Annotated in this window: 22 protein-coding genes; 13 read left to right on the top strand and 9 right to left on the bottom strand. The window is 36.6% G+C overall.

What is annotated here, in order from left to right; genetic code table 11:
- Positions 1 to 265: 265 nt before the first annotated feature.
- Both H5084_RS06105 and H5084_RS06100 read right to left on the bottom strand, forming a co-directional pair.
- The gene (locus H5084_RS06105; protein WP_182689889.1) at positions 266 to 883 is read right to left on the bottom strand and encodes an RNA methyltransferase; all 618 of its coding nucleotides are present in this window, start codon (positions 881 to 883) and stop codon (positions 266 to 268) included.
- Between the two features lie 270 nt (positions 884 to 1,153).
- On the bottom strand, positions 1,154 to 1,513 hold the full coding sequence (locus tag H5084_RS06100) for a DUF2750 domain-containing protein (protein ID WP_028867754.1): 360 nt from the start codon (positions 1,511 to 1,513) through the stop codon (positions 1,154 to 1,156).
- Between the two features lie 193 nt (positions 1,514 to 1,706).
- Here H5084_RS06100 and H5084_RS06095 point away from each other — a divergent pair, with 193 nt between their 5' ends.
- From H5084_RS06095 to H5084_RS06070, 6 genes are all read left to right on the top strand, one after another.
- Entirely contained in the window at positions 1,707 to 2,897 is a 1,191-nt protein-coding gene (locus H5084_RS06095) for a site-2 protease family protein (protein WP_182689888.1), read from the top strand.
- A gap of 412 nt (positions 2,898 to 3,309) precedes the next feature.
- Complete coding sequence (cysD, locus tag H5084_RS06090) at positions 3,310 to 4,221, top strand: sulfate adenylyltransferase subunit CysD (RefSeq protein WP_182689887.1); 912 nt, start codon at positions 3,310 to 3,312, stop codon at positions 4,219 to 4,221.
- 46 nt (positions 4,222 to 4,267) lie between these two features.
- Positions 4,268 to 5,677, top strand: a complete 1,410-nt coding sequence (cysN, locus tag H5084_RS06085; RefSeq protein ID WP_182689886.1) for a sulfate adenylyltransferase subunit CysN — start codon at positions 4,268 to 4,270, stop codon at positions 5,675 to 5,677.
- A 68-nt stretch (positions 5,678 to 5,745) separates the two neighbouring features.
- On the top strand, positions 5,746 to 7,473 hold the full coding sequence (locus H5084_RS06080) for an SLC13 family permease (RefSeq protein ID WP_028867164.1): 1,728 nt from the start codon (positions 5,746 to 5,748) through the stop codon (positions 7,471 to 7,473).
- Positions 7,474 to 7,577: 104 nt separating this feature from the next.
- Positions 7,578 to 8,210, top strand: a complete 633-nt coding sequence (gene cysC / locus H5084_RS06075) for an adenylyl-sulfate kinase (protein WP_182689885.1) — start codon at positions 7,578 to 7,580, stop codon at positions 8,208 to 8,210.
- Positions 8,210 to 9,169, top strand: a complete 960-nt coding sequence (locus H5084_RS06070) for a DHH family phosphoesterase (RefSeq protein WP_182689884.1) — start codon at positions 8,210 to 8,212, stop codon at positions 9,167 to 9,169. Before cysC ends, H5084_RS06070 begins: the two co-directional genes overlap by 1 nt.
- 107 nt (positions 9,170 to 9,276) lie before the next feature.
- On the opposite strand, the gene H5084_RS06065 is transcribed toward H5084_RS06070, so the two are convergent.
- From H5084_RS06065 to H5084_RS06055, 3 genes are all read right to left on the bottom strand, one after another.
- Positions 9,277 to 9,798, bottom strand: a complete 522-nt coding sequence (locus tag H5084_RS06065; RefSeq protein ID WP_182689883.1) for a tellurite resistance protein — start codon at positions 9,796 to 9,798, stop codon at positions 9,277 to 9,279.
- 87 nt (positions 9,799 to 9,885) lie between these two features.
- A complete protein-coding gene (gene radA / locus H5084_RS06060) occupies positions 9,886 to 11,298 on the bottom strand; it encodes a DNA repair protein RadA (protein WP_028867168.1) in 1,413 nt (470 codons plus the stop codon).
- Between the two features lie 102 nt (positions 11,299 to 11,400).
- Complete coding sequence (locus tag H5084_RS06055) at positions 11,401 to 12,063, bottom strand: regulatory protein RecX (protein WP_028867169.1); 663 nt, start codon at positions 12,061 to 12,063, stop codon at positions 11,401 to 11,403.
- A 199-nt stretch (positions 12,064 to 12,262) separates the two neighbouring features.
- Between H5084_RS06055 and H5084_RS06050 the strand changes: the two genes are divergently transcribed.
- Together H5084_RS06050 and H5084_RS06045 are read left to right on the top strand one after the other, a co-directional pair.
- Entirely contained in the window at positions 12,263 to 12,922 is a 660-nt protein-coding gene (locus tag H5084_RS06050; RefSeq protein ID WP_028867170.1) for a 7-cyano-7-deazaguanine/7-aminomethyl-7-deazaguanine transporter, read from the top strand.
- Positions 12,923 to 13,011: 89 nt separating this feature from the next.
- Positions 13,012 to 13,221, top strand: a complete 210-nt coding sequence (locus H5084_RS06045; protein ID WP_028867171.1) for a hypothetical protein — start codon at positions 13,012 to 13,014, stop codon at positions 13,219 to 13,221.
- 21 nt (positions 13,222 to 13,242) lie between these two features.
- Here H5084_RS06045 and H5084_RS06040 read toward each other — a convergent pair whose 3' ends face one another.
- Complete coding sequence (locus tag H5084_RS06040) at positions 13,243 to 13,980, bottom strand: hypothetical protein (RefSeq protein ID WP_182689882.1); 738 nt, start codon at positions 13,978 to 13,980, stop codon at positions 13,243 to 13,245.
- Between the two features lie 47 nt (positions 13,981 to 14,027).
- Entirely contained in the window at positions 14,028 to 14,303 is a 276-nt protein-coding gene (locus H5084_RS06035; protein WP_037070683.1) for a DUF2960 domain-containing protein, read from the bottom strand.
- Between the two features lie 251 nt (positions 14,304 to 14,554).
- On the opposite strand from H5084_RS06035, the gene H5084_RS06030 reads away from it, so the two are divergent.
- The 5 genes from H5084_RS06030 (at position 14,555) to H5084_RS06010 (ending at position 19,395) form a co-directional block, all read left to right on the top strand.
- Positions 14,555 to 16,279: an AMP-binding protein gene (locus H5084_RS06030; RefSeq protein WP_182689881.1), complete on the top strand. Its 1,725-nt coding sequence runs from the start codon at positions 14,555 to 14,557 to the stop codon at positions 16,277 to 16,279.
- Between the two features lie 326 nt (positions 16,280 to 16,605).
- Positions 16,606 to 16,743 (top strand): DUF3149 domain-containing protein, encoded by a 138-nt coding sequence (locus H5084_RS06025; RefSeq protein WP_166369210.1) that lies wholly within the window; start codon positions 16,606 to 16,608, stop codon positions 16,741 to 16,743.
- A 476-nt stretch (positions 16,744 to 17,219) separates the two neighbouring features.
- Complete coding sequence (gene ppiC, locus H5084_RS06020) at positions 17,220 to 17,498, top strand: peptidylprolyl isomerase PpiC (protein WP_166369212.1); 279 nt, start codon at positions 17,220 to 17,222, stop codon at positions 17,496 to 17,498.
- A 460-nt stretch (positions 17,499 to 17,958) separates the two neighbouring features.
- Positions 17,959 to 18,846, top strand: a complete 888-nt coding sequence (locus tag H5084_RS06015; RefSeq protein ID WP_182689880.1) for a J domain-containing protein — start codon at positions 17,959 to 17,961, stop codon at positions 18,844 to 18,846.
- A 129-nt stretch (positions 18,847 to 18,975) separates the two neighbouring features.
- On the top strand, positions 18,976 to 19,395 hold the full coding sequence (locus tag H5084_RS06010) for an isoprenylcysteine carboxylmethyltransferase family protein (RefSeq protein WP_182689879.1): 420 nt from the start codon (positions 18,976 to 18,978) through the stop codon (positions 19,393 to 19,395).
- Positions 19,396 to 19,498: 103 nt separating this feature from the next.
- Here the strand turns inward: H5084_RS06010 and cydC are convergent, their stop codons facing one another.
- Positions 19,499 to 21,313 carry a heme ABC transporter ATP-binding protein/permease CydC gene (gene cydC / locus H5084_RS06005; RefSeq protein ID WP_182689878.1) on the bottom strand — a complete coding sequence of 605 codons (1,815 nt, stop codon included), beginning with the start codon at positions 21,311 to 21,313 and terminating at the stop codon, positions 19,499 to 19,501.
- Positions 21,310 to 23,175, bottom strand: a complete 1,866-nt coding sequence (cydD, locus tag H5084_RS06000) for a heme ABC transporter permease/ATP-binding protein CydD (protein ID WP_182689877.1) — start codon at positions 23,173 to 23,175, stop codon at positions 21,310 to 21,312. The genes cydC and cydD overlap by 4 nt, the downstream gene beginning before the upstream one ends.
- Positions 23,176 to 23,227: the final 52 nt, after the last annotated feature.

Genomic DNA, 23,227 nt, shown 5'->3' with positions numbered 1-23,227 from the left:
TGTTGTATATTTCAGTATTAGGGATTAGACGAAACAAGGCAATTAAACTATCAAACATTACTTAAAGGTATAAACGAGCTTAGAAGTTGTTAAGCCTTTAATCGCAGTGTTTCGAGTAACTAGATTTCACTTAATTGTTGAACTCAGTGTAAAGGACGATAAGCAGTTGATAGCGGAGTATCTTCTGCTCATTATATGATTGGTGAGCTTGCCAATCAGCCTGTCAATCATTTTGAAAATGACCTGTTAAAAGCATTAAGCTGTACTATTTACTGGCATTTAATTTTTCTAGCTCAAGCCTTTTTGCTTCCTTTATTGTATTCTTTTGATACTTTAATTCTTTTACTTTAATCTTATTGTTTCTATCACGACTTTTTTTAATTAAATCGTTATCTAACTGATGTTGCTGCGATTTGGCTAGTTTATCGTATAAGACCACATTGACCGAGGCTGCTAAATTCATACAGCCTATAGTGGGAATATAAACAACTGCATCGGCTTTATTAATCACCTGTTGTTTAATGGTGCCATCTTCAGGGCCAAATAAATACATCGCATTTTCTGGGTGTTCAAAGTTCGGTAACGGGATTGCACCTTCAATTAAATCCACGCAAACTAACTTCATGCCTGGTTCTAACGCGGTTAATAGATCTTCATAATGCACTAAAGGAACTATTTCATGTACTTTTTGCGTATCTGCGGCTAAACGTACTGCTCGATTAAATCGATCACCGGAATAAACTACTTTTTGTGCGTCATAACAACCTGCTGCGCGCATAGCGCCGCCAACATTGGATGAACTTTTGGGGTTCGTGAGGGCAATAATCGTGCGCGCTGTTGACTCTGTTGGCGATGTTACTGACGTTGTTTTATTTTCTGACATAACTTTATAACCATAACTTTTATGTAGTCACATTTGAACATGTTAAATGGGGATATAAGCGGAAACAATAGTCTGTTTGACTATTAAACCGCTAGTTTAATAGTGTTATTTACTGTCTCGGTTTATTTTAAATTGCAGTGTCTTGTCTAAGCGTGCTTGCTTATTATAAGGCACTGCATATATTTTTGACTAGTTGTCTCTTTAAAACTAAATGTTCAATATTAAATATTTTATGCGGCTTGCAACTGCTAAAACATCCAATACAAAAAACTATAGTGCTTCGATTTGACCAAGTGATTCTGTAAATTCAGATAAACCTAACTCGATATCATCTTCATCACCTACCCAGTTAAGACCAACAATCACATCGTCTTCAACTAAGTCTTCAAGCCAAAATTCGAACCACTCAGCTAGTGGAATCGAAGCTGGCACATAATCTTCCCATTCTTCAATACAATGTATTTTTGCAAGTGCTTCAGAAGACCACAGTGGCATTACTTCAGTTTCTTCGTAATTCATTGAGTCCATCACAACCCAATCACCACTCGCTTTGTCTTGCAGTGCCCATAAAAGTTGACTTTCTTTAACGTCATCTTGGAATTTTTCTAATGCGGCTGTGTTTTCGGTCATGGTACTTCTCTCTTATCATGAAATGGTGAAACTAAAAACGCTTAGTATACGGGTTAAGTCAATAATTGATAGTGACAAATAGTGACGTTTTTTTACCCTCTTAGCTTGTCTATTTTTGTTCAATGAAGGTTAACGGCTATAGGTTGTTGTTTTTATTTCTGGCATAATCGCGCTGACTTTAAAAGGAAAAATCATGGAATTATTGCAATTAACACATTTTGGAAAAACATTAAGACTCGAAGCATCGATGGCAGGGTGGCAACAATTGTATTGGGGCGACCAAATTGTTTCGCAAATTAGTGCCAGTGAATTTGCACAGGGTAAACGTTCGCATCAATTTGAAATGCGTCAACAGAGTATCCCTCAGGAAACAGTACAAGATCGGTTGTCTTTGGATAAAGCGGGTTCAAATAACGAAACATTTGATGATGCGCAATCAGACAATGACCTAGAGCAGTCTAATGTGCATATCATTATTTGTCAGTTAGATGTTGACGTTGTTTGGCAGCCTTTTTTAGTGAGTTATTCGTTTTATGTTGATCAACAGTTGGTCGCTCAAGCTTCACGTAATGAAAAAGATATTGAGCAACAAACACCGGTTAAAGTGGTTGCTGACCCTAAAAAATTAAGTCTGATAGGAATAGGCTCTTTAGCACTGAAGTTATTTAAGAGTGTAAAACTGATTAAAGTCGTGCTCGCTGGAGCGAGTATTGCTGCTTATAGTTGGTTCTTTTCTTTTCAATTTGCCGCTGCATTGATTGCTTGTTTAGTTTTCCATGAATATGGTCATATTCGTGCAATGCAATACTTTGGTATGAAAACTAAAGGCATCTATCTTATTCCTTTTGTTGGCGGGCTTGCGGTTTCCGATGAGAAAATTAATACCCGTTGGCAAGATGTTGTTATTTCAATCATGGGGCCCACCTTTGGTTTAATCATGTCGATAGTTTGTGTGATTATTTATTGGCTCACAGACAGTGAATTCTTTGCGGGATTAGCAGCGTTCAATGCACTGTTAAATTTGTTCAATTTATTACCTATTCTGCCGCTTGATGGAGGACATATTTTAAAAAGTATTAGTTTTTCAATGAACAGTAAAGTGGGATTGTTAGCGTGTGTGTTAGGTGCCGCCGCAGGTGTCTTTATTAGTTATGCATTGGGCTTAGCATTATTAGGTTTTATGCTATTAATAGGCAGTGTAGAAATAGTGTTTGAATGGAAAGCTAGATTTAATAGCCATCTATTACCTTTAGACCGTTACGGACAGATTTTTTCAACGGCTTGGTACTTGTTAACGGTTGCAGGGTTAATTGCTATTATTTTTTACTTTGCCCAAACTGGCGATCAATTATTATCATTACCTTTAATGATACTAGGTAGCTAACGTGTCTGCTATCAGCACAAACGTAAAGTTCTGCATAGGGAATATTCTATCAACTAGAATATTCCCACTCTTTTTAATCGAAGATAAAAGTAAGATAACGAGTACCACAGCGTTTAAAATAAACACAACTAATTTTCTTTCAACACAATTTCTTTGAACATAATAAACCATGCTTAAAACTATTATTCATAACATATAAGCTTTATGTTTTAAAAAACACAATCTTTACGCAATTTTAAGCTTAACAATCTACGTTAATAAAAAAACTAAAATAATTTCAATGAATTGCATCATTGTTCGCCCTTATAACTATTCTCTATATCCTATCCGAATTCGTTACTGCATATTTATAAAATAACCCTGCATAATACTTTCTAAATTATACATACCTTGTGACTTTGTAAGGAAACACATGAACAACAATAAAAGACTAACTCACCTTAAAGCGCTTGAGGCTGAATCAATTCAAATTATGCGTGAAGTAGCTGCTGAATTTGATAATCCTGTAATGTTGTACTCAATAGGTAAAGATTCATCTGTTTTATTACACCTTGCGCGTAAGGCATTTTATCCGGGAAAAATTCCTTTCCCGCTACTACATGTTGATACCGACTGGAAATTTAAAGAAATGATTCAGTTCCGCGATAATTTAGCGGAAAAGTATGATTTCGATTTATTAGTTCATAAAAACCCTGAAGGCATTGCAATGGGTATGGGGCCGTTTACACATGGTTCTGCAAAACATACTGATGTGATGAAAACACAAGGCCTAAAACAAGCATTAGACCATTACGGATTTGATGCTGCATTTGGTGGCGCGCGTCGTGACGAAGAAAAATCTCGTGCCAAAGAACGTGTTTATTCTTTCCGTGATAAAAAGCACCGTTGGGATCCTAAAAATCAGCGCCCTGAATTATGGAATATTTATAATTCAAAAGTAGACCGCGGTGAAAGTATTCGTGTATTCCCACTTTCTAACTGGACTGAACTTGATATTTGGCAATACATCTATCAAGAACAAATCGAGATGGTGCCTTTATATTTTTCTGCACCGCGTCCTGTTGTTGAGCGTGATGGTTCATTGATTATGGTTGATGATGAACGTATGCCACTTGAAGAAGGTGAAGTGCCTGAAATTAAAAATGTGCGTTTCCGTACATTAGGTTGTTACCCATTAACCGGTGCGATTGAGTCTGAAGCCAAAACATTACCTGAAATTATTCAAGAAATGTTGCTGACCACTACTTCAGAGCGTCAAGGTCGAGTTATCGATAACGATTCTGCAGGTTCAATGGAAAAGAAAAAAATGGAAGGTTACTTTTAGGCCAACGCTTAAATAACCCAGTCCTATAGAGAGTTAAGGAAAAAAAATGACTAACGATACAAATCTAATCGCATCAGATATCGAAGAATATTTACGAGTGCATGAAAATAAAGACATGATGCGTTTTATCACCTGTGGCAGTGTAGATGACGGTAAATCAACACTAATTGGCCGTTTATTATATGACAGTAAGATGATCTTTGAAGATCACATGGCCGCAATCGAAAAAGATTCAAAAAAATTCAATACAACTGATAACACGTTTGATTTAGCGTTATTAGTAGATGGTTTACAGTCAGAGCGTGAGCAGGGCATTACTATTGATGTTGCTTACCGTTATTTTGCAACAGAGCAACGTAAGTTCATTATTGCTGATACACCTGGGCATGAACAATATACGCGTAACATGGCAACAGGTGCGTCTACATGTGATTTAGCCATTATTTTGATCGACGCTCGTCACGGTGTCCAAGTGCAAACGCGTCGTCATTCATACATTTGTTCTTTATTGGGTATTAAGCATGTTGTTATTGCTATCAATAAAATGGATGCAGTGGGTTATGATCAAGAAATATACAGAAAAATTAAAGCGGACTACCGTGAATTTGCTAAGCAATTAAACATTGCTGATGTGCGTTTTGTGCCTATTTCTGCACTTAAAGGTGATAACGTCGTAAACCAAAGCGAAAATATGCCTTGGTACCCAGGTTCACCATTATTACGTTTACTAAACACAGTTGAAATTAACAGCAATGCAAATGATCAATTCCGTTTAGGCGTGCAATACGTTAACCGTCCAAACTTAGATTTCCGTGGTTTTGCTGGTACGATTGCATCAGGTGATATTCGTGTCGGTGATACGATTGAAGCATTACCATCGGGTAAGCAAAGTAAAGTGAAAGAGATTGTAACCTTTGACGGTAACATTGATGTTGCTTATCAAGGTATGGCGATTACATTAACACTTGAAGATGAAATCGATATCAGTCGTGGTGATATGATTGTTCGTCCACATGAAAAACCTCAGTCGACTAAGAGCTTTGAAGCTGACGTTGTTTGGATGGACGAAACACCATTAAATGTTGATCGTGAATACATCATTAAAGTGGGCAGTAATACTACTGTAGGTGCTGTTACGTCGATTAACTATCAAACTGATGTGAATACCATTGAACAAAAACCTGCAAATCAATTAGCATTGAATGAAATTGGTAGTTGTAATTTTGAAGTTGCAACGGAAGTACAGTTCGATGCCTATGCATCAAACCGTGCAACAGGTGCTTTCATCATTATTGATCGCCTTACTAACGGTACTGTGGGTGCGGGTATGATCAAACAGGCCGTTGACGCTAAAGCATCAACTAAACCAGCTTACAGTGATTTTGAAGTTGAGTTTAATGCATTAGTTCGTAAACATTTCCCACATTGGGAAGCAAAAGATATCCTAAAAGGATAGTTGCTCAATAGTGTGTGGTTGCCAGTTTATACTGGCAACTAAACGCGCAGTTAACTGACGGCTTATTCATGACACTTCAATCCTATTTTGTACTTGCTGTTTTCATCTCTACTATCATTGGGTTAATTAATTTCCAACAACGTCCAAGCTTTGTTTTTGGTGTTGCATTATTAACCTTATTTTCAACTCAGATGGTAACTACTGATCAAGTTATTAAAAGCCTTTCAAATGAAGGTTTATTGACGCTTATTTTATTAATGCTGTGTTCAATCGCGCTTGAAAAAACACGTTTGTTACGTTTGGTTGCTATGAAAGTGATCCGGCCTAGCTATAGTGCAACGTGGATGCGTTTATTTGGTTTTACCGTTATTTCTTCAGCGCTTCTGAATAACACCGCTGTTGTGTCTACAATGTTGGCGCCGATCCGTAACAACCCTAATCATTGTGCTAGTAAATTATTAATTCCTTTATCCTATGCGGCGATCCTTGGTGGTACGTTAACCCTAGTGGGCACATCAACTAACTTGATCGTTAATAGTCTAGTATTGGATGCTAATTTACCCTCACTCGGTTTTTTCGATTTTACCTTAGTTGGATTATGTCTTGTGGCTGCCTGTGGGGTTACCCTGTATTTATGCCGCAGTATTTTACCCGATAGAGATATGAAGCTTGGTAAAGCACAATCTTATTTTATTGAAGCTAAGGTAAATCCTGAATCAAGTTTGATAGGCAAAAGTATTGATCAAAATGGTCTGCGCCATTTGCAGTCCTTATTTTTAGTTGAAATTATGCGTGGCGAAGTGCTGCTCACTGCAATCACACCAAGTGAAGTGCTGCAAGCTAACGACAGGCTGATTTTTAGTGGTGATATTTCTAAAGTAAGTCAATTACGATCCTTTGATGGACTGTCTATCTTTGCCGAACACAGCGGGTTACCCATAGATAATTTACGAGAAGTAGTGGTACGACCTGAAAGTATTTTAAGAGGTAAAACCCTTAAGTCGGTTGGTTTTCGCTCGTTATTTGATGCTGCAGTGGTGGCGATTAAACGCGATGGTGAAAAAGTTTCTGGCAAAATTGGTAAGTTAAAAATAAAACCAGGTGATTTCTTAGTACTTGCGGTGGGTGAAGATTTTAAATCACGTAGAAATATTCGAAAGAATTTTATATTGTTATCCGATGTTGAATTAGACTCGAGCCTATCAGGTAAAAAAGAAATATTAGCGATTGCAGGTTTTTTTATTGCCATTACCTTAGCCGCGTTGGGTTTGGTGCCGCTGTTTAAATCGGTTTTATTATTATTAGGCGTATTGTTATTATCTGGCTGTTTAACCAGTAGTGAATTAGTGAGACGTTTCCCCACCGATATTTGGGTGATTATTTCGTCTGCGATTGCACTTTCTTATGCGTTACAAAATAGTGGGGTGATCGATAATTTTAATCAAATGATCAGTCATAATTCAATCTTACATAACCCGCTGATGGCGCTTATAGCCGTTTATATGATTACGTTATTATTGACAGAGTTAGTCACTAATAATGCAGCTGCGGCGTTAATATTTCCTATTGCCTATGGATTAGCTGTGAGTATTGATGCTAACCCCATTGCCTTTATTATGGCGGTTGCATTTGGAGCAAGTGCGAGTTTCATCAGCCCCTATGGTTACCAAACCAACTTGATGGTTTTTAATGCTGGGCAATATAAGTTACAAGATTTTATTAAAATAGGCGTGCCGGTCAGTCTAGTTTATAGCGTCACTTGTATTATTGCGATTGTGACTGTGTTTGGTCTGTAACTGTGTTTGGATTGTAAAATAACGTGTTTAAAAACATGCGGCCAAAGCATCATCAAGGACTGCCGTATTGAAATAATTGATATCGACTTTAAGAGAGAATTAATATGAACAACCCATATATAGAAAAAGATGTTGATGGCGAAAAATCATCGGATGTCGTTTGGCATCAAGCAAGTGTCTCTCATCAAGATCATTGTCACTTAAATGGACATAAGGCAGCAGTATTATGGTTTACCGGTTTAAGTGGATCAGGAAAATCGACGGTTGCTAATGCAGTGGATTTGATGTTGTTTCAGCACCAAGCCAAAACTTACGTATTAGATGGCGATAATGTACGCCATGGTTTGAACGGGGACCTGGGTTTTTCAGATGCTGATCGCGTTGAAAATATCCGTCGTGTAGGCGAAGTCGCTTCGTTATTTGCTGATGCGGGTTTATTAGTCTCGACGGCTTTTATTTCACCCTTTGTTGCCGACCGCGAAATGGTTCGTTCACAATTACCAGAAGGCCAGTTTATCGAAGTGTTTATCGATACGCCGCTAGCCGTGTGTGAATCTCGTGACCCAAAAGGTTTGTATAAAAAAGCACGTGCTGGTGAGATAAAAAACTTTACGGGTATTGATAGTGCCTATGAAAAACCGGTGAATCCTGAAATACATGTTCAAACTGATCGAAAATCTATTCAAGCATGTGCTCAACAAGTAATTGATTACCTGAAAGAAAATGAGTATTTATAATGCATTATGATGTCTTTAATGGTGATGCCGATGGCATTATATCTCTGATTCAATTGCGCCTAAGTAATCCTTTACAGGCAACCTTGGTAACTGGTGTTAAAAGAGATATTCAATTATTAAAAAAGATTGAAATAACCGCGCAGGATACTGTTACTGTATTAGATATTTCAATGGAAAAGAATAGTGCCTGTTTAATTGAAATGTTAAATAAAGGGCATGATGTATTTTATGCGGATCATCATCGTTGTGGCGATATTCCTAGTAATAAAAACTTAACCGCGTTAATAGATCTCGACGCAAATACTTGTACAGCATTGATTATTGATCAGCATCTAAACAGACAATTTCATAGTTGGGCGATTTGCGCAGCCTACGGGGACAACTTAATTGCCAAAGCAGATCAGCTTGCCAAAGCGGCAGGTTACGATCAGCAACAAAGAGCACAACTACAAGAGCTAGGCACGTTAATTAATTATAATGGTTATGGCAGCCAGCTATCGGATCTGCATTATGATCCTGCTGACCTATACCGTTTGTTGTTAAACTACGTCTCTCCCTTTGATGTGATCGCTGATCCAAATTCTCCATTTTCAAAGCTACAATTGGCTTACCAAGCCGATCTTAATAAAGCATTAGCGATTTCATCGCAATACAGCTCTGCATTATTAAGTATCTTTGAATTACCAGACCAGGCTTGGTCTCGCCGAATTAGCGGTGTTTATGGTAATTTATTAGCCAACCAACAACCTGATAGTGCGTTTGCAGTATTAACAGAAAATTCAGAAAATAATTATCTTGTTTCACTTAGAGCACCGCTTAATAATAAACAAGGTGCGGGTGATATTTGTAGTCAATTTGATACTGGAGGAGGTAGGGCCGCCGCTGCTGGGATTAATAATTTACCGAGGAATGAGTTATCACGGTTTATTGAATTAGTAGAATTGCAGTATAAAAGTTAACGTCATAAAGCATAGATAGTGTTAGGTATGTCTATTCATACCTAACTGTTTGTATTTGATTTAGCTATTTTAATTTTTAGTTTCATTAATTTAATACAATGTAAGCCTTAAGGTTTCTGACAGACAATCTGCGCAACCGCACGATCAGGGTTGTGCTTGATACCTTCAAAATAAAATAATATTTCCCAATCTTTAAAAAGTGATTTTAGTTCACTTTCTTTTAATAAAAATTGGTCGCGATTTGGACGCCCAAATTGTTTGTTTTGTTTAGTGAATGTTTCATAAATGACAAACCCACCGGGTTTAACCGATTTTTTTAACGCATCAAATAATGGTCGATGTAAATACCTAAAAACTATCACACCTTGCAACTGCATTTTACTGAGTTTGATTGCATCAATTTGTGTTTCAGATTCAAAATCAGCACACCACACATTGCTCTGTTCAACATCTTCATGTGTAACTAAATTAGCTAGATGCACTTGTTGAATATCGGCAAACAACAGATCAATGTTATGCTGTTTTAAATACAAACCATTTTGGCCTTTACCACAGGCTAAATCTAGCACTTGTCCTTGCTCTGCTTTGAATAGATGTTGATGGTCTTGTAACAATTGTGCACTTACCATTATTTAACCTTACTGCTGTTTATATATTTTTTGTTTGATAGATCTTATTTGATTGCATTTACTTTATCGCCATTTACATAGAATAAATCACTGTAGTGCTTCAATAAGTTCTTTTACGTTTTTAAGTGCGATAATTTTTTGGTCACCTTTAACAAATTGTTGCATGGATGCATGATAGGCAACCGAAGGGATAAATATTTGCTTTTTACCGTGACTTAATGCTTCTCTTACTCGTGGTACAATTTGTGGAATTTGACGTAATTCACCGGTTAATGCTAACTCTCCAATAAACACAGCATCGTTAGGCAAAGGTTTGGAGTTAATAGAACTGAGTAACGCAGCAGTAACTGCCATATCCGTTGATGTTTCAGAATCGGACATCTTTAAACCTCCCACTAAACTGATATTAATATCGTAATAGGTTGGGATGCCACCGTGTTTTTTTAATACGGCGGTAATTAATGATAAACGACTATAGGAAACACCAATACAGTTACGAATTGATTTTTCACCTTCAACTTCAGTGGCTAATGCTTGAATTTCGATGAGTAAATTTCGAGCGCCATCTTTAATTACTGAGATAGCAGAACCTTCAAAGTGTTCTTCACTACCCGATAAAAATAAACGACTTGGGTTATCAACAGAGCGCATGCCTTTTTCGGTCATTTGAAAAATACCAACTTGTTCTGTGTCTCCAAAGCGGTTTTTATCTGCACGTAAAATACGTACTGATGCATCATTAACCTCAATATGTATGGCAGTATCGATAATATGTTTAAGTGTTTGCGGTCCAGCCATTTGTGAGTTTTTATTTACCTGGCCCACTAAAATTAATGTTATGCCGTGCTGCTTACATAATCGGTTTAATATTTTTGCACAGGTTTTAACTTGTGTCACACCACCGGCTGAACCATCAACAGAATTAGATTCAAATGCTTGTATTGAATCAGCAATTAAAAATCGTACGTTATTCTCAATACATTGGTCTACGATATCTTCAATACTGTCGGTATCAGATAATAAAAAGTTAGCTTCATTAAAATTTAAGTTCAAACGTTCGATGCCACGCTTTGCCCATTGGCTTAAACTTTCCTCTGCAGTGACATATAACGTGGACATAGTTTGTGACATAACTGAGGCAACTTTAGTGAGGAGGGTGGTTTTACCTGAGCCCGGGTCACCACTTATTAATACTACTGACCCAAGGGTAATACCATCACCCAACACACGGTCTAACTCACTTAAGCCGGTAGATACTCGTTGTGCATTTTCGACTTGTACTGAAGAGATGCGTTTAACACCATTAGTGGTAACACCTGCATACCCTCCGACGTTATTACGGTTGATTGCCGCATTGACTGATTTAGTGGTGCTTGAGGCTTCTCGAAACTCGGTAATGGTGTTCCAAGCTTTACATTCCCCACATTGGCCTTGCCATTTGGTATAGTCAGCACCACAGTCACTACAAACATATGATATTTTTGTTTTTGCTTTAGCCATTATAGATTCCGTATTTTAAAGCGGGTGTTGTTAAATAGTCAGGGTTTAAAGTTGCTATTTATTTAAAGTCTGTTGTTCATCTAAGGTTTGCTTAGATAAGTACTATTTATCTAACGCTATATTTTCATTAAATAATTTAATCGCTTGGTTTGATTTAGCATAGTCATAACCATGAGAAGTTAAATGACGTAGCGCTTTACTCTTTTGTTTTTGATCGTCGATTGAGACTCTGAATTTTTTAGAAAGTAATAAACATGCTTCGTCGAGATCGTTAAAGCTTGGAGTTGGGAAGTTTTCATTATGTGATTCAATGGCTAATGCAATATCACTAAAATTATGTCCTTTAGCTTGTAAAAATCCCATCGCTTTTTGCTTTAGATGCTGAGTGACAATTGCTTCATTAAATTTATTCTCTAATAGTTGTTGCGCGGCATCTATGTAATTAAACTCATTTTCATCAAGGGTTTGTTTAATTAAACGCTCGCCGATCCCTTTTTGTTTAAGGTCTTGTTTAATGCGTGTTTCACCATAACCTTTATTGCGAGAGCTACGTAAAAAAGATTCAGTAAATCTCTGATCATTAAGATAGTTATAATCTAAGCATTCATTAATGACCGTATCAATCCACTCTTGATTGTCAGTTTTACGTTGCAACTTTTTTATTAATTCAGCTTCGCTATGATCTCGACGGGATAGGTGCCAAAAAGCACTACGACGAACGCCTTCAATATCCTTTGCTATCTTAATAGGTTTATTTGCAAACATAATTGACTCACTTAAGTGTGTTTATATACAGTATAACGTTATTGTGTGTAAAATTGCACGTGCTTGTTGAGACGAGATAAAATCAATGTTATCAAAGGACTTGTATTACCAAATGATCACCCTATAATATGCGACCCCATTTGGGATAAATAATAAGCGGGTTCCCTCACCCCGTTGTTGAATTTAAAAAGGTCAAAATATGTTATCACTTTCAAACACGCAAATTCGCCGTGCTGTAACGCTATTGGTTGGATTTCACATCATTATAGTTTGTGCTAGTAATTATCTAGTACAGCTCCCTTTTACGCTATTTGGTTGGCATACAACATGGGGGGCTTTTAGCTTTCCTTTTGTATACTTAGCAACTGACTTGACCGTAAGAATATTTGGTCAAAAAGATGCTCGACGCATTATTTTCAAAGCGATGTTACCTGCATTGATTGTTTCCTATGTGATTGGCGTTTTATTCCATCAAGGTGTATTTCAAGGTATGGATGCGCTCGCTGAATATAATAGCTTTGTATTGCGGATTGCAGGTGCAAGTTTTGCTGCGTATCTTTTTGGACAGCTATTAGATATTAAGGTATTTGCTAATCTGCGTTTAACTAAAAGATGGTGGGTTGCACCTACTGCATCAACTTTATTAGGTAACTTACTTGATACGCTAGTCTTCTTCTCATTAGCTTTCTATGCTTCAACGGATAGTTTTATGGCGGTAAACTGGCCTGAAATTGCAATGGTCGATTATGGCTTTAAACTATTGGTTAGTTTGTGTTTATTCCTACCTGCCTATGGTGTGCTATTAAAAGTATTAGAGAAGCGGATCATCAAAATACCAGCACAATCAGCTATTGCATAAAAATCGTTAAGGTTTAACAACGTTTAAGTCTGAATCTAGCAATTGATTGCAGAGTAAAACATCAATAAGTTCAAAGGGAGGACCTCTTGATGTTTAAACTCACTGTTATTTCCTACTTTACTGCAGGACTTAATAATATCAATTTCATTAAGTTTATGATCAATTATTGGCAAGTAAAAATACATCAATTTAAGGCTAAAATCGCGTCAAATAGCTGCTCTGTTCGCAAAATTTCTAATGCAGAAATGATCTGTTTTAAGCAACAAAAAATGATCAGCAATTTAGCGGAAGTGGTATAAATACAGCATTTAATTAACCCGTTAAGCAGAATAACTATTTTCTAGCTCCTGCCAATCTTCATCTAACCAACTATCTGGTTTTGGCCACTTTTCTGGTGGTAATGTCAAAGCAAAGTGTTTGATATCGGCCAATCGTTCACCCTCAAAAATATTATCGAGTACCAATAGTGACTGAGGAGCAGTAATAATCGTTATATTGTCGCTTGGTTTTAACAAGGTAGTAGGATCAATTTTCGCCTGTTGACTTTGATAATCATAAATGACTCTAATCATATTCGCTTTGCATTGAGTATCAGAACTTCCTGTGACTGAGTTCGTTTGTAGTAATAAACAATATAACACTCCGCCATGCTCCGGTTCTTTAAAACATTTAACCCCCATCACTTTAAATGATGCTTTGCACACTTGTTGTGCTTTTAAATCCGCTTTAACCAGCGTATATAAATTATCTGATTCAGCTAACCACTTTCTCGTCGAGTTAATCGCAAAGATAGCTGCTAATACAATAGCCGTTGGAAATATAAAGATGGCATACTGGCTGCTTATTCCAATATCTAAAGTACTGAAGCTAGCCACTAATAGGCTAGATATGAACCAAAGGATACAAAAAGCAGCAAGGGAAAACACCCAAAATACTGCTGTATTTAATGCCGCTTTCAAGTAACGTTTTTGTGGAACGGGTAAAGTAAGGAGAATGTCAGTTAATTGTTTGTGTTCGATTGTTGATATTTTTTGTAAGGTTTTATTTTGCGTTAGCACGTCATCTCTACCGTGAAAGTAGAGAGGCTATGAAGCCTCTCTTGAGTTTATTTATTGTCTTTATTATTTTTTTTATCTTTTGTCTCATCACGTACAAATTTAATCTCAGAAAAACCCATGCGTTCAAATTCATTAGCGCGATAATTTTTCATTATTCCCTGGCCACGCGAGCTCATTTCTAGCTGTTTTTCCATTGCCCAAAATGACTTTAAATCAACACCTTCAGCCGCTGCAACCGCTTCAAAAATATCAAAGTGTTGACTAAAAGAAAATGAGATTGTTTTTTTGGTGCCTTGGTAAAAATAGGTGACTTGACGTGCCATAGGATTGTTCCAATAAATAAAAAAGAGGATTTTAGCACAGCTTGAAGTGTTGCTATAACTACCTTTTTCGATTTAATTAAATTACTTTTTTTAATAAATTTGAGCTAACCCTCTGAAAAGCAGTTAATAACCCGTATTTTTGTCATTTTGTATTAATTTATTGGTGTAAAATTGAAGTAATAATAAAACTAATTTTTCAGAGAAGGGGTGTGCTAAGCAAATACACATTTCTTTCAACTTAAAGGTCAACTATGTCGCTTAACCTCTCACATAATAACTTAATGTCTTTAGCTGATTATACTTTTAAAAAGTATGCATCGAATACCTTTTTGACAAATGTAGGAGAAGAAGGGTTCACCTATCAGCAAGCAGGAGAAAAAGTCATTCAACTGCAAGCCATGTTTAAAGATTTAGGCATAAAACAAGGCGATAAGGTAGCGATATGCAGTGAAAATATGCCACATTGGGGCATAGTGTATCTTGCAATAACAGCAATGGGAGCTATCGCGGTTCCTATTTTGCCAGATTTTCATAGTAATGAAATTCATCACATTATTAAGCATTCGCAGGTGCAAGCTATTTTTGTTTCAAACAAAATATGTATACGGCTTAATGAAGATGACTTTAGCTCTAGCCTCTCTTATGTTTTTTCACTGGAAACATTAGATATAATAGAAGATAAAACGCCTAAACATTCGGATTTATTTATTAAAGGCGCACAAACTATTGCGCAGATGAAAGATAAAGCCATGCAGTTTGCAAAGCAGCAAAAGCTCTTGAAAATGAGTGAGATTGATAATTCATTAACCATCAATCCAAATGATGTTGCGGTCATTATTTACACCTCAGGCACAACGGGTCAATCAAAAGGTGTCATGTTAAGTCATTACAACTTAATGGCGCAGTTGTATCAAGCTAACACCTTAGCGGATATCATTGAGACGGACCGATTCTTATCAATACTACCATTAGCGCATACTTTTGAATGTTCAGTTGGCCTTTTAGTACCTTTTGCAAACGGTGCTTCGGTACATTACATCAACAAAGTCCCTTCACCAAAGATCATCTTAGCGGCAATGCAGCAAGTTAAACCAACTTGTATGTTGAGTGTGCCATTAGTGATTGAGAAAATTTATAAAAGCAAAGTTATCGCCGAAATTAACAAGAATAAAGTAACAAAATTTATGTATGAAAACATTAGCTTTGTTCGTAAACAATTAAATAAAGTGGCCGGTAAAAAATTGATGCAAAGCTTTGGCGGAGAAATTAAATTCTTTGGTATTGGCGGGGCTAAGTTATCAAAGTTTGTTGAGCAGTTTTTATTAGAAGCTGGTTTTCCTTATGCCATCGGTTACGGGTTGACTGAAACAGCACCTATTATCGCTGGTGCGGTGCCGGGTAAAACACGCATTGGTACAACCGGCGTTTTTGCGCCAGAAATAGAATATCGATTTGTAAAACAAAATGAACAGGATCGCGATGGCGAATTACATGTGCGTGGCCCTAATGTAATGCTCGGGTATTATAAAGAGAAAGAGCGAACTGAAGAGGTCTTAGATGCTGAAGGGTGGTTTAATACGGGTGATCTAGGTTATGTCGATTATATGGGCATTTTAACTATTAGTGGCCGTAGTAAAAATGTGATTATTGGATCGAGTGGTGAAAATATTTACCCTGAGTCGGTGGAGTCTGTGATTGAACAGCACCCGTTAGTTATTGACTCTATGGTCTACGAAGTAGATAAAAAATTAGTGGCTAAAATTTATATCGATTATGACCTGTTTGATGAACAGCATAATTTAAAAACACAAAGTGATTTTGATTTACATAAAGATATCGTGTCTTTATTAGAAAGTATTAGAAATGAGACAAATAAAAGCTTAGCTTCGTTCTCTAAAATTAGTTCAGTGGTTGAACAGGCTGAACCTTTTATTAAAACGCCGACAAAAAAAATTAAACGCTATTTACATATCTAACGTATTAGTTAGCTTCGGATATTTGAGCGTTAGATGTGGTTAATTTAAATTGTTGGATATTGTTGAAAGATTAATGCTGTTAACGCTTTTAAAAATAGCAAAATGATTACTTTATGAATTACAAAAAAGTAGTCTATTTAATTTGAACGGTATCCAGTTTAGATTGCTTTTTGGTTAAATAACCGCAATAAAGAGAGGTGTATAGCATCTTATCGAAGTAATTATTATAACAATCCTTAAACTGATTTAAATCAAAGTCTATTTTTAGCTTCTTAACTACATTAACTATTAAGGCGTTTACTTATTAGTTAATTTAGGAGGTAAGAATGGATTTTTTCTCGATGTTGTTGAATGACCCTATTGTCGGTGCTGGTGTTGCTGTTATCGCAGGTACTTGTTTAATTGTGGGCTATATTGCTTATTATTTTATTAAAAATATTATTAAAGCTGGTCCTCGGGAATAAGGCAATAAATATTTAATACGCTGTGAGTTTTGGTTAAGGGTTGTTAGGTGAAAGGTTTAATGGGGTAATTGAACGGTGAGCCTAGATCTTTGGCTATCGCTTTGGCAATAATCAAATTATATCTACTTGTAACTAGTTCAAATACTAAAATACTAAGCGAGTTGATTACATCAGTAATTGTTGGTTCACCTCGCAACATGCCTATAATAAGGTGACCTGATCATTCACTGCTAGTTAATAAATGTATCTTCAATTTTAATATCTAATATCTAATACCAGTACCTAATACTCATGAACAAAGTACTTGAGCATAATGCTTAAGCAAGTATTAGCATCTGTATTTTATTCAAATTAGTATTTTCCAACAAATGACTATAAAAAATATTTTAAAATAACTGTTTAACCTCAACATAAATGCGTTCATTTCGATCTGATTTGCTATCATAGCGACGTTTTAATAATCAGAGATAAATAACATGGCTAACACTGCATCCGCATTACATATTCTAGTAAAACACCAAGAGAAAGCAGAAGATATTCTTGCTCAATTAAAAAAAGGGGCAAAATTTCAAACTCTAGCAAAAAAATATTCTACTTGTCCTTCGGGTAAAAAAGGGGGGGATTTAGGTGAGTTTAAAAAAGGACAAATGGTACCTGCTTTCGATAAAGTTTGTTTTAGTGCCGAGTTGATCACTCCTCATTTAGTAAAAACAAAATTTGGCTGGCATATTATTAAAGTGCTATATCGAACGTGAATATTTAGGTTTCACTATGTCAATAATAAGTGGGGCTATTAAATATACCAGTACTCATAACCCTGTTAAATCTTATTATTATTGGTGTTACTTTTTATTTGTTTTGTTATTACTTTGGTATTAACAAAATAGTTAAAATATATGTTTTATATGCCTTTTATTTGTCTTCGCTCGATAATATAAACATAGTCGTATTTTTTACTATTCCTTTATGGGTGCTTTTTGGGGCCCGTTTTGATTGATATTTGCGACTAAATATCCAATAGCGTTTAAAAAATCACATTATTCATTATTTTATTAAGATATTGATTTGTTTTGTGGTTTTTTTTTTGATTTTGTTTAAAGTGGATGTCAAACTCTAGCCATTAAAGATGGAACTTTTTTATTAAGTGGTTAAATAAATAACGACATTTTAAGCGCATTATTTTTTCTTCTCCTAGTAGGTAAATACTTCATAGATATGAATAACCATGATATTTTAGGGACAAATGACTCTTGGTCACAAAAAGCGATTCGTAGACAATTTAAGCTACTATCATTAAAAATTCACCCTGATAAATCGGGCACAAGTGAATTATTTAAAATAGTGCATATAGCTTATAAAAATATCACCAGCGGGAAAGGTAATGAACATTTCGTTTATTTACCTTCAGAGGTGATTGTTGTTGATGAAGACAAACTAGACGCAGAGTCTTTACGTATAAAAGTCCATCAACTACTTGATGACATCAAAATAAAAACAGATTGTTTAACAGAAGCTAACGCTGAAATTCGAAAACTAACTGCGGATTCTGATGTTGCTAAAGTCGCAAAGCAACTTAAATTTGTATTAACAACGTTATTTATTGTGATGGTTTGTGGCTCGCTTCTGCTAATGACATCATTGAATGAAGAAGAAGATTCAATCTTACCTACGCCTCGATTCTTTATTAGCTCTATGCCCGAAACATTGCCGGTAAAACCTAAAATATTATTAAAAGCTAAAACTCGTAGCTGGAAGCATGTACCAGGGTATTCTAAGTCTAGTGACTTTGGTGAGTTTATTTTGATCACAGAGTTAGGCATTCCAACCTTGATGTTTCAAATTGATAAGTCACTTTATAATAGCGAGCAAAAAGCGAAGTTACGCAATGAAAAGCACGGTTCCTGTGAAGCAGCATTGAGCGTAAATAACTATCAACGTGTAGGATTAATTAACCCTTTTGCAAGGGCCACGATAGATGAGAACTTTATTTTTTCTATTTGGTTATTTGATAGTGTTGATGTAGCCATGTTTAAAGACTTTGAAGTATTAACGCTAATATGTGATGACATAAAATACAGCGCCCATTTAAAACTTGCTGAATAATAGTTAATAGTTAACAATTCGAAAAGTTATCATGTTATTTTTTCCTGGATGTCTGACTCAATGACTACAGAATGTCTCTTGATTCTTAACGCGGCTAGTCTGTATTTGCTATAGATTGAGGAAACTACAATGATTTATGTGATTACACAATTTATACTATTAGCTTTTATTGTGTGGCCTATCGCGAACTTAAAGCTATCTATGTTAGGATTACTGCTTGTTTTGTGTGCTATGTTAGTTGCATTGTCGGCTTTAATGACCAACCGTCCTGGAAACTTTAATGTTCGACCCGAACCAAAACCAACTGGCACTTTGATCGTTCATGGACCTTATCGATATATCCGTCATCCTATGTATACCTCTCTTTTTTTGGGCGGACTAGGAGTACTATTTTTTCAGTTTAGTGAATACAAACTGATTGCTTGGTTACTGTTGATTATTGTGTTGTGCCTTAAAGCGCGCTATGAAGAAAAAGCTTTATCTCTACATCATCCTGAATATCGTGCTTACCAACAAAAATCCAAGGCGTTCATCCCTTGGATTTGGTGATTGAAAGGAAATACTAATAGGCTATCTGCTTTGTAAGTCACCTGAATATAAGTTACTTACTATAACTTTATCGAACTTTCTCTTCGCATAACTTACAATAACCTCAGCTTAACTGTTGGTGTAAACTGGCGTAATACTGATCACTTGCCAATAGTTGGTTATGTTTTCCTGAAATACGCAATAAGCCATCTTCCATTAAATATATTCGATCCATTTTTTCTATTGCTGTTAGTCGATGACTAATCATTAATAGGGTTTTATCTTTAGCAAATTCAAATAAAAGCGATAAAATCTCTCGTTCTGTGCGTTTGTCTAAGCCTTCTGTCGGCTCATCCAGTAACAACAATGGTGCATTACGTAATAACACGCGTGCAACGCCAATTCTACGTTGTTCGCCGCCAGAGAGTTGCCTTCCTCCTTCACCTATCCATGCATCAAGTGGAGACTCTCCCTGGGTTAACGCAGATAAACCAACCTTTTCAAGAACCGCTATCAACTGTTTGTCGTTGTTTGTTTGCGCGGCAATCTGCTGTTTGTAGTTATCAAATTTAATAGCCTCTGCTTGTGCCAACGTTAAATTGTCTCTAAGGGTACCTGTAAATAAATAAATACGCTGGCTTACTATCGAAAGGCCGCTGCTTAAAGCGTGCTGACTGTATCGTTTAACATCGACACCATCGATCAATATTTGCCCTGAATTAGCTTCCCATTCACGTGTGATCAAAGCTAACAGGCTCGATTTTCCGCAACCTGTTTGGCCTAGTAATGCGACTTTTTCACCGGCATTAATGGTTAGTGTGATGCCTTTAAGTACAGCTTGATCTACACTTTTTACTTCACTTTGCCCAGTGTTATATTCAATCTTTTGATAGGAAAAAATAATATCTTTCAAATCTAAAGCACCTTTGTTGATAATGCTGGTATGTTGATCATTGAAAATGATATCAGGTGTTTGTTGCACTAAATCATTAACCCGTTTACCAGCATCAACACAGGAAGAAAGATGCTGAAAAGCACCGGCAATAGGCATTAACATTTCAATACAAGCTAAAACCATAAACGTTACCATCGCTAACATGGCTCCTGGTGGTTGATGTTCGCCAACACCGGAAGCAGCCACATAAAGTACCACTAACATAACAAAACCATGGCATAAGATTAACGCGGCCTGACTCAATGCAGTTATATTGGCCATCGCACGTTGGCTATCCAATAATGCGGCTTCTGATTGCGCTAATTTTTCTCGAAAACGCTGCTCTACTCCAAATAATGAAATCTCTGCAAGTCCTTGTACAAATTCAAGTATTTGAATGCGTAATAGGCGTTTGCTTTGTAGTAGTTTGATACCAGGTGCTCGACCCAGAAAATAAAAACACCAAGGTAATATTAAGCAGATTAATAATAAGCTACCACAGATCAAAAGTGCTAAATCTGCGTCTATCCAAGCCACAAAAAAGTATAAACAAAGTAGCATCAATAGGGCTGCAAAGAGAGGCGTTATTAAACGTAGGTAAAGGTGGTCAAGTGTATCAATATCCGCGACTAAGCGATTTAATAGTTCACCTTGTCGCAATCCCTGCATGTTTCTGGCACTAAGTGGTATCACTTTTTTCCAGGCCCAAACTCTAAGTTGAGTCAATAATTTAAAGGTTGCTTCATGAGTAGCCAATCGCTCACCATAGCGGCTTGCTGTTCTTGCTATAGAAAGAAAGCGAACTCCGCCACTCGGAGTTAAATAATTAAAGGTTTGTGTCGCAAGTAAGGTTAAACCTGCTACCGCCGAGGCAGACAAAAACCAACCTGAAAGTGACAACAAACCGATCCCTGCCATCAAAGAAGTAATACTTAATAGCAATCCGATTGCCATCATCAACCATTGGTGACGAAATAACTTTATAAAAGGGAGTAACGTTTTCATACATTTTGCTCCTCAGTTTTTGCACCGTTTGAATTAAATTGCTCACTTCGCATTTGTTTAAATAATCCATCCTTGAGTGTCAGTTTATCTACGTGACCTTGTTGCACAATCTTGCCTTTATCAAGTACCAAAATAGTATCCATTTTACTCAACTGATCGATTCGATGTGTGACCATCAAACAACTTACTCCTTGCATGGCTTCGGTTAAAGAAGCAAGTACTGCATTTTCGCTGGCTCTATCTAGACTAGCGGTCGGTTCGTCAAGTAAGAATAATGAAGCTTGTTGACCTAAAGCGCGTGCTAAGGCGATTCGTTGTGCTTGACCGACCGAGACACCGGCCATTTGTTCTCCAATAGGGTGATTTAAACCTAATGGTTGTTGTTCAACGAAGTCGAGTATTTTTGCTTTTGCTAGCAACGTATTTATCTTGTCATCACTCATATTGGGATCTGCTAAAGCAACATTATCACGTATACTGCCGTGAAATAGTTGAGGCTCTTGACCAAGCCAAGCGAGGTGTGTACGCCAATTTGTGATAGATAACTGATTTAATTCAATGCCATTGACTGTGAGTGAACCTTGGTAAGGTAAAAAACCCAGTAAAGCATTCAACAAACTACTTTTCCCTGCACCGCTAGGGCCAACCACTGCGATATGTTGACCTGTTTCGAGTTTAAATGAAATGGGACCAACTAGGATAGTGCCCGAGTGGCTTTTAATAATTAGATCAGAGGCAATTAATGTAATACCTTGTTGGCGCTCGACTGTCTTAATGCCGGTATTATTGAGTGACTTTGTCGTGATGCTTTGTTTAACATCATCGTGTGTGTTGTCAGTTGTTAATGTATTGCTATTATCTATTTCAACTTGATATTCAAGAAGTGCTTTTAACTCTTCCGCTGCGCCGATCGCTTGAGCCTTAGCATGATAATGTGTGCCCATGTCGCGAAGAGGTTGGTAAAATTCAGGTGCAAGCATTAATACAAACATACCTACAAATAAACTCACGCCACCGTTATAGTCGCCAAAATCGAGTTCACCTAAAAAGCTGAAGCCAAAGTAGATCGCTAATACTGCAATTGAAACGGCAGCAAAAAACTCTAACACTGCTGAACTCAAAAAAGCTAAGCGTAATACCGCCATGGTTTTTTTACGAAATGCTTCTGATGCTGCTTCTATCTCTTTACCCTCTGCATTACCTCTATTAAACAACTTTAACGTATTCAGTCCTTTTAAACGATCCATGAAATGGCCACTTAGTTGTGCCAATGCTTTAAAATTTTTACGGTTTGCATCTGCTGCTCCAGTCCCTACTAAAATCATAAAAATAGGAATTAAAGGCGCTGTACAGAATAAGATCAAACCTGCTGCCCAGTTTAATGGAAATACAACCACTAAAATGGTTAATGGGATAAAACCAGCAAGCAACATCTGTGGTAAGTAACGTGCATAAAAATCGTGTAAATCTTCAACTTGTTCAAGCACTATGCTTGCCCAGCTTCCGGCAGGTTTGCCTTTGATAAAAGCAGGGCCTAATTCGCTCATTTTATCTAACACTGCGGCTCGAACCTGTAAACGTAATCGTTTACCTGCTTCAAAACTACAACGCTCTCGGGCAAATGCTAATAATGCTCTAATTGGGATCAAAATAAATAAAAAGATAAATTCATTACTGAATGCCGACTTTGGTAAGTCATTGATAATAATGCCATGTAAGATAGTAGAGATGAGATAGGCTTGTATAATTAATGAAAATCCCGTTAATAAACCAAATAATACGGTTAACTTAAGGTAAAAACCGCACGCATACTTTTGTTTTTTTAACCATGTAATTAGCTGTTTTTCTAAGGGTTTATTCATCTTGTTCCTGATGTTTATAAATAATAGTAAGAGGGGGAGCGTTATTCGTTGT

Origin of the sequence: Psychromonas sp. SR45-3 (assembly GCF_014163575.1) — a bacterium.
GTDB lineage: Bacteria > Pseudomonadota > Gammaproteobacteria > Enterobacterales > Psychromonadaceae > Psychromonas > Psychromonas arctica.
The sequence above is the reverse complement of the archived record's forward strand: the minus strand, read 5'-3'. Positions and strand labels throughout refer to the sequence as shown.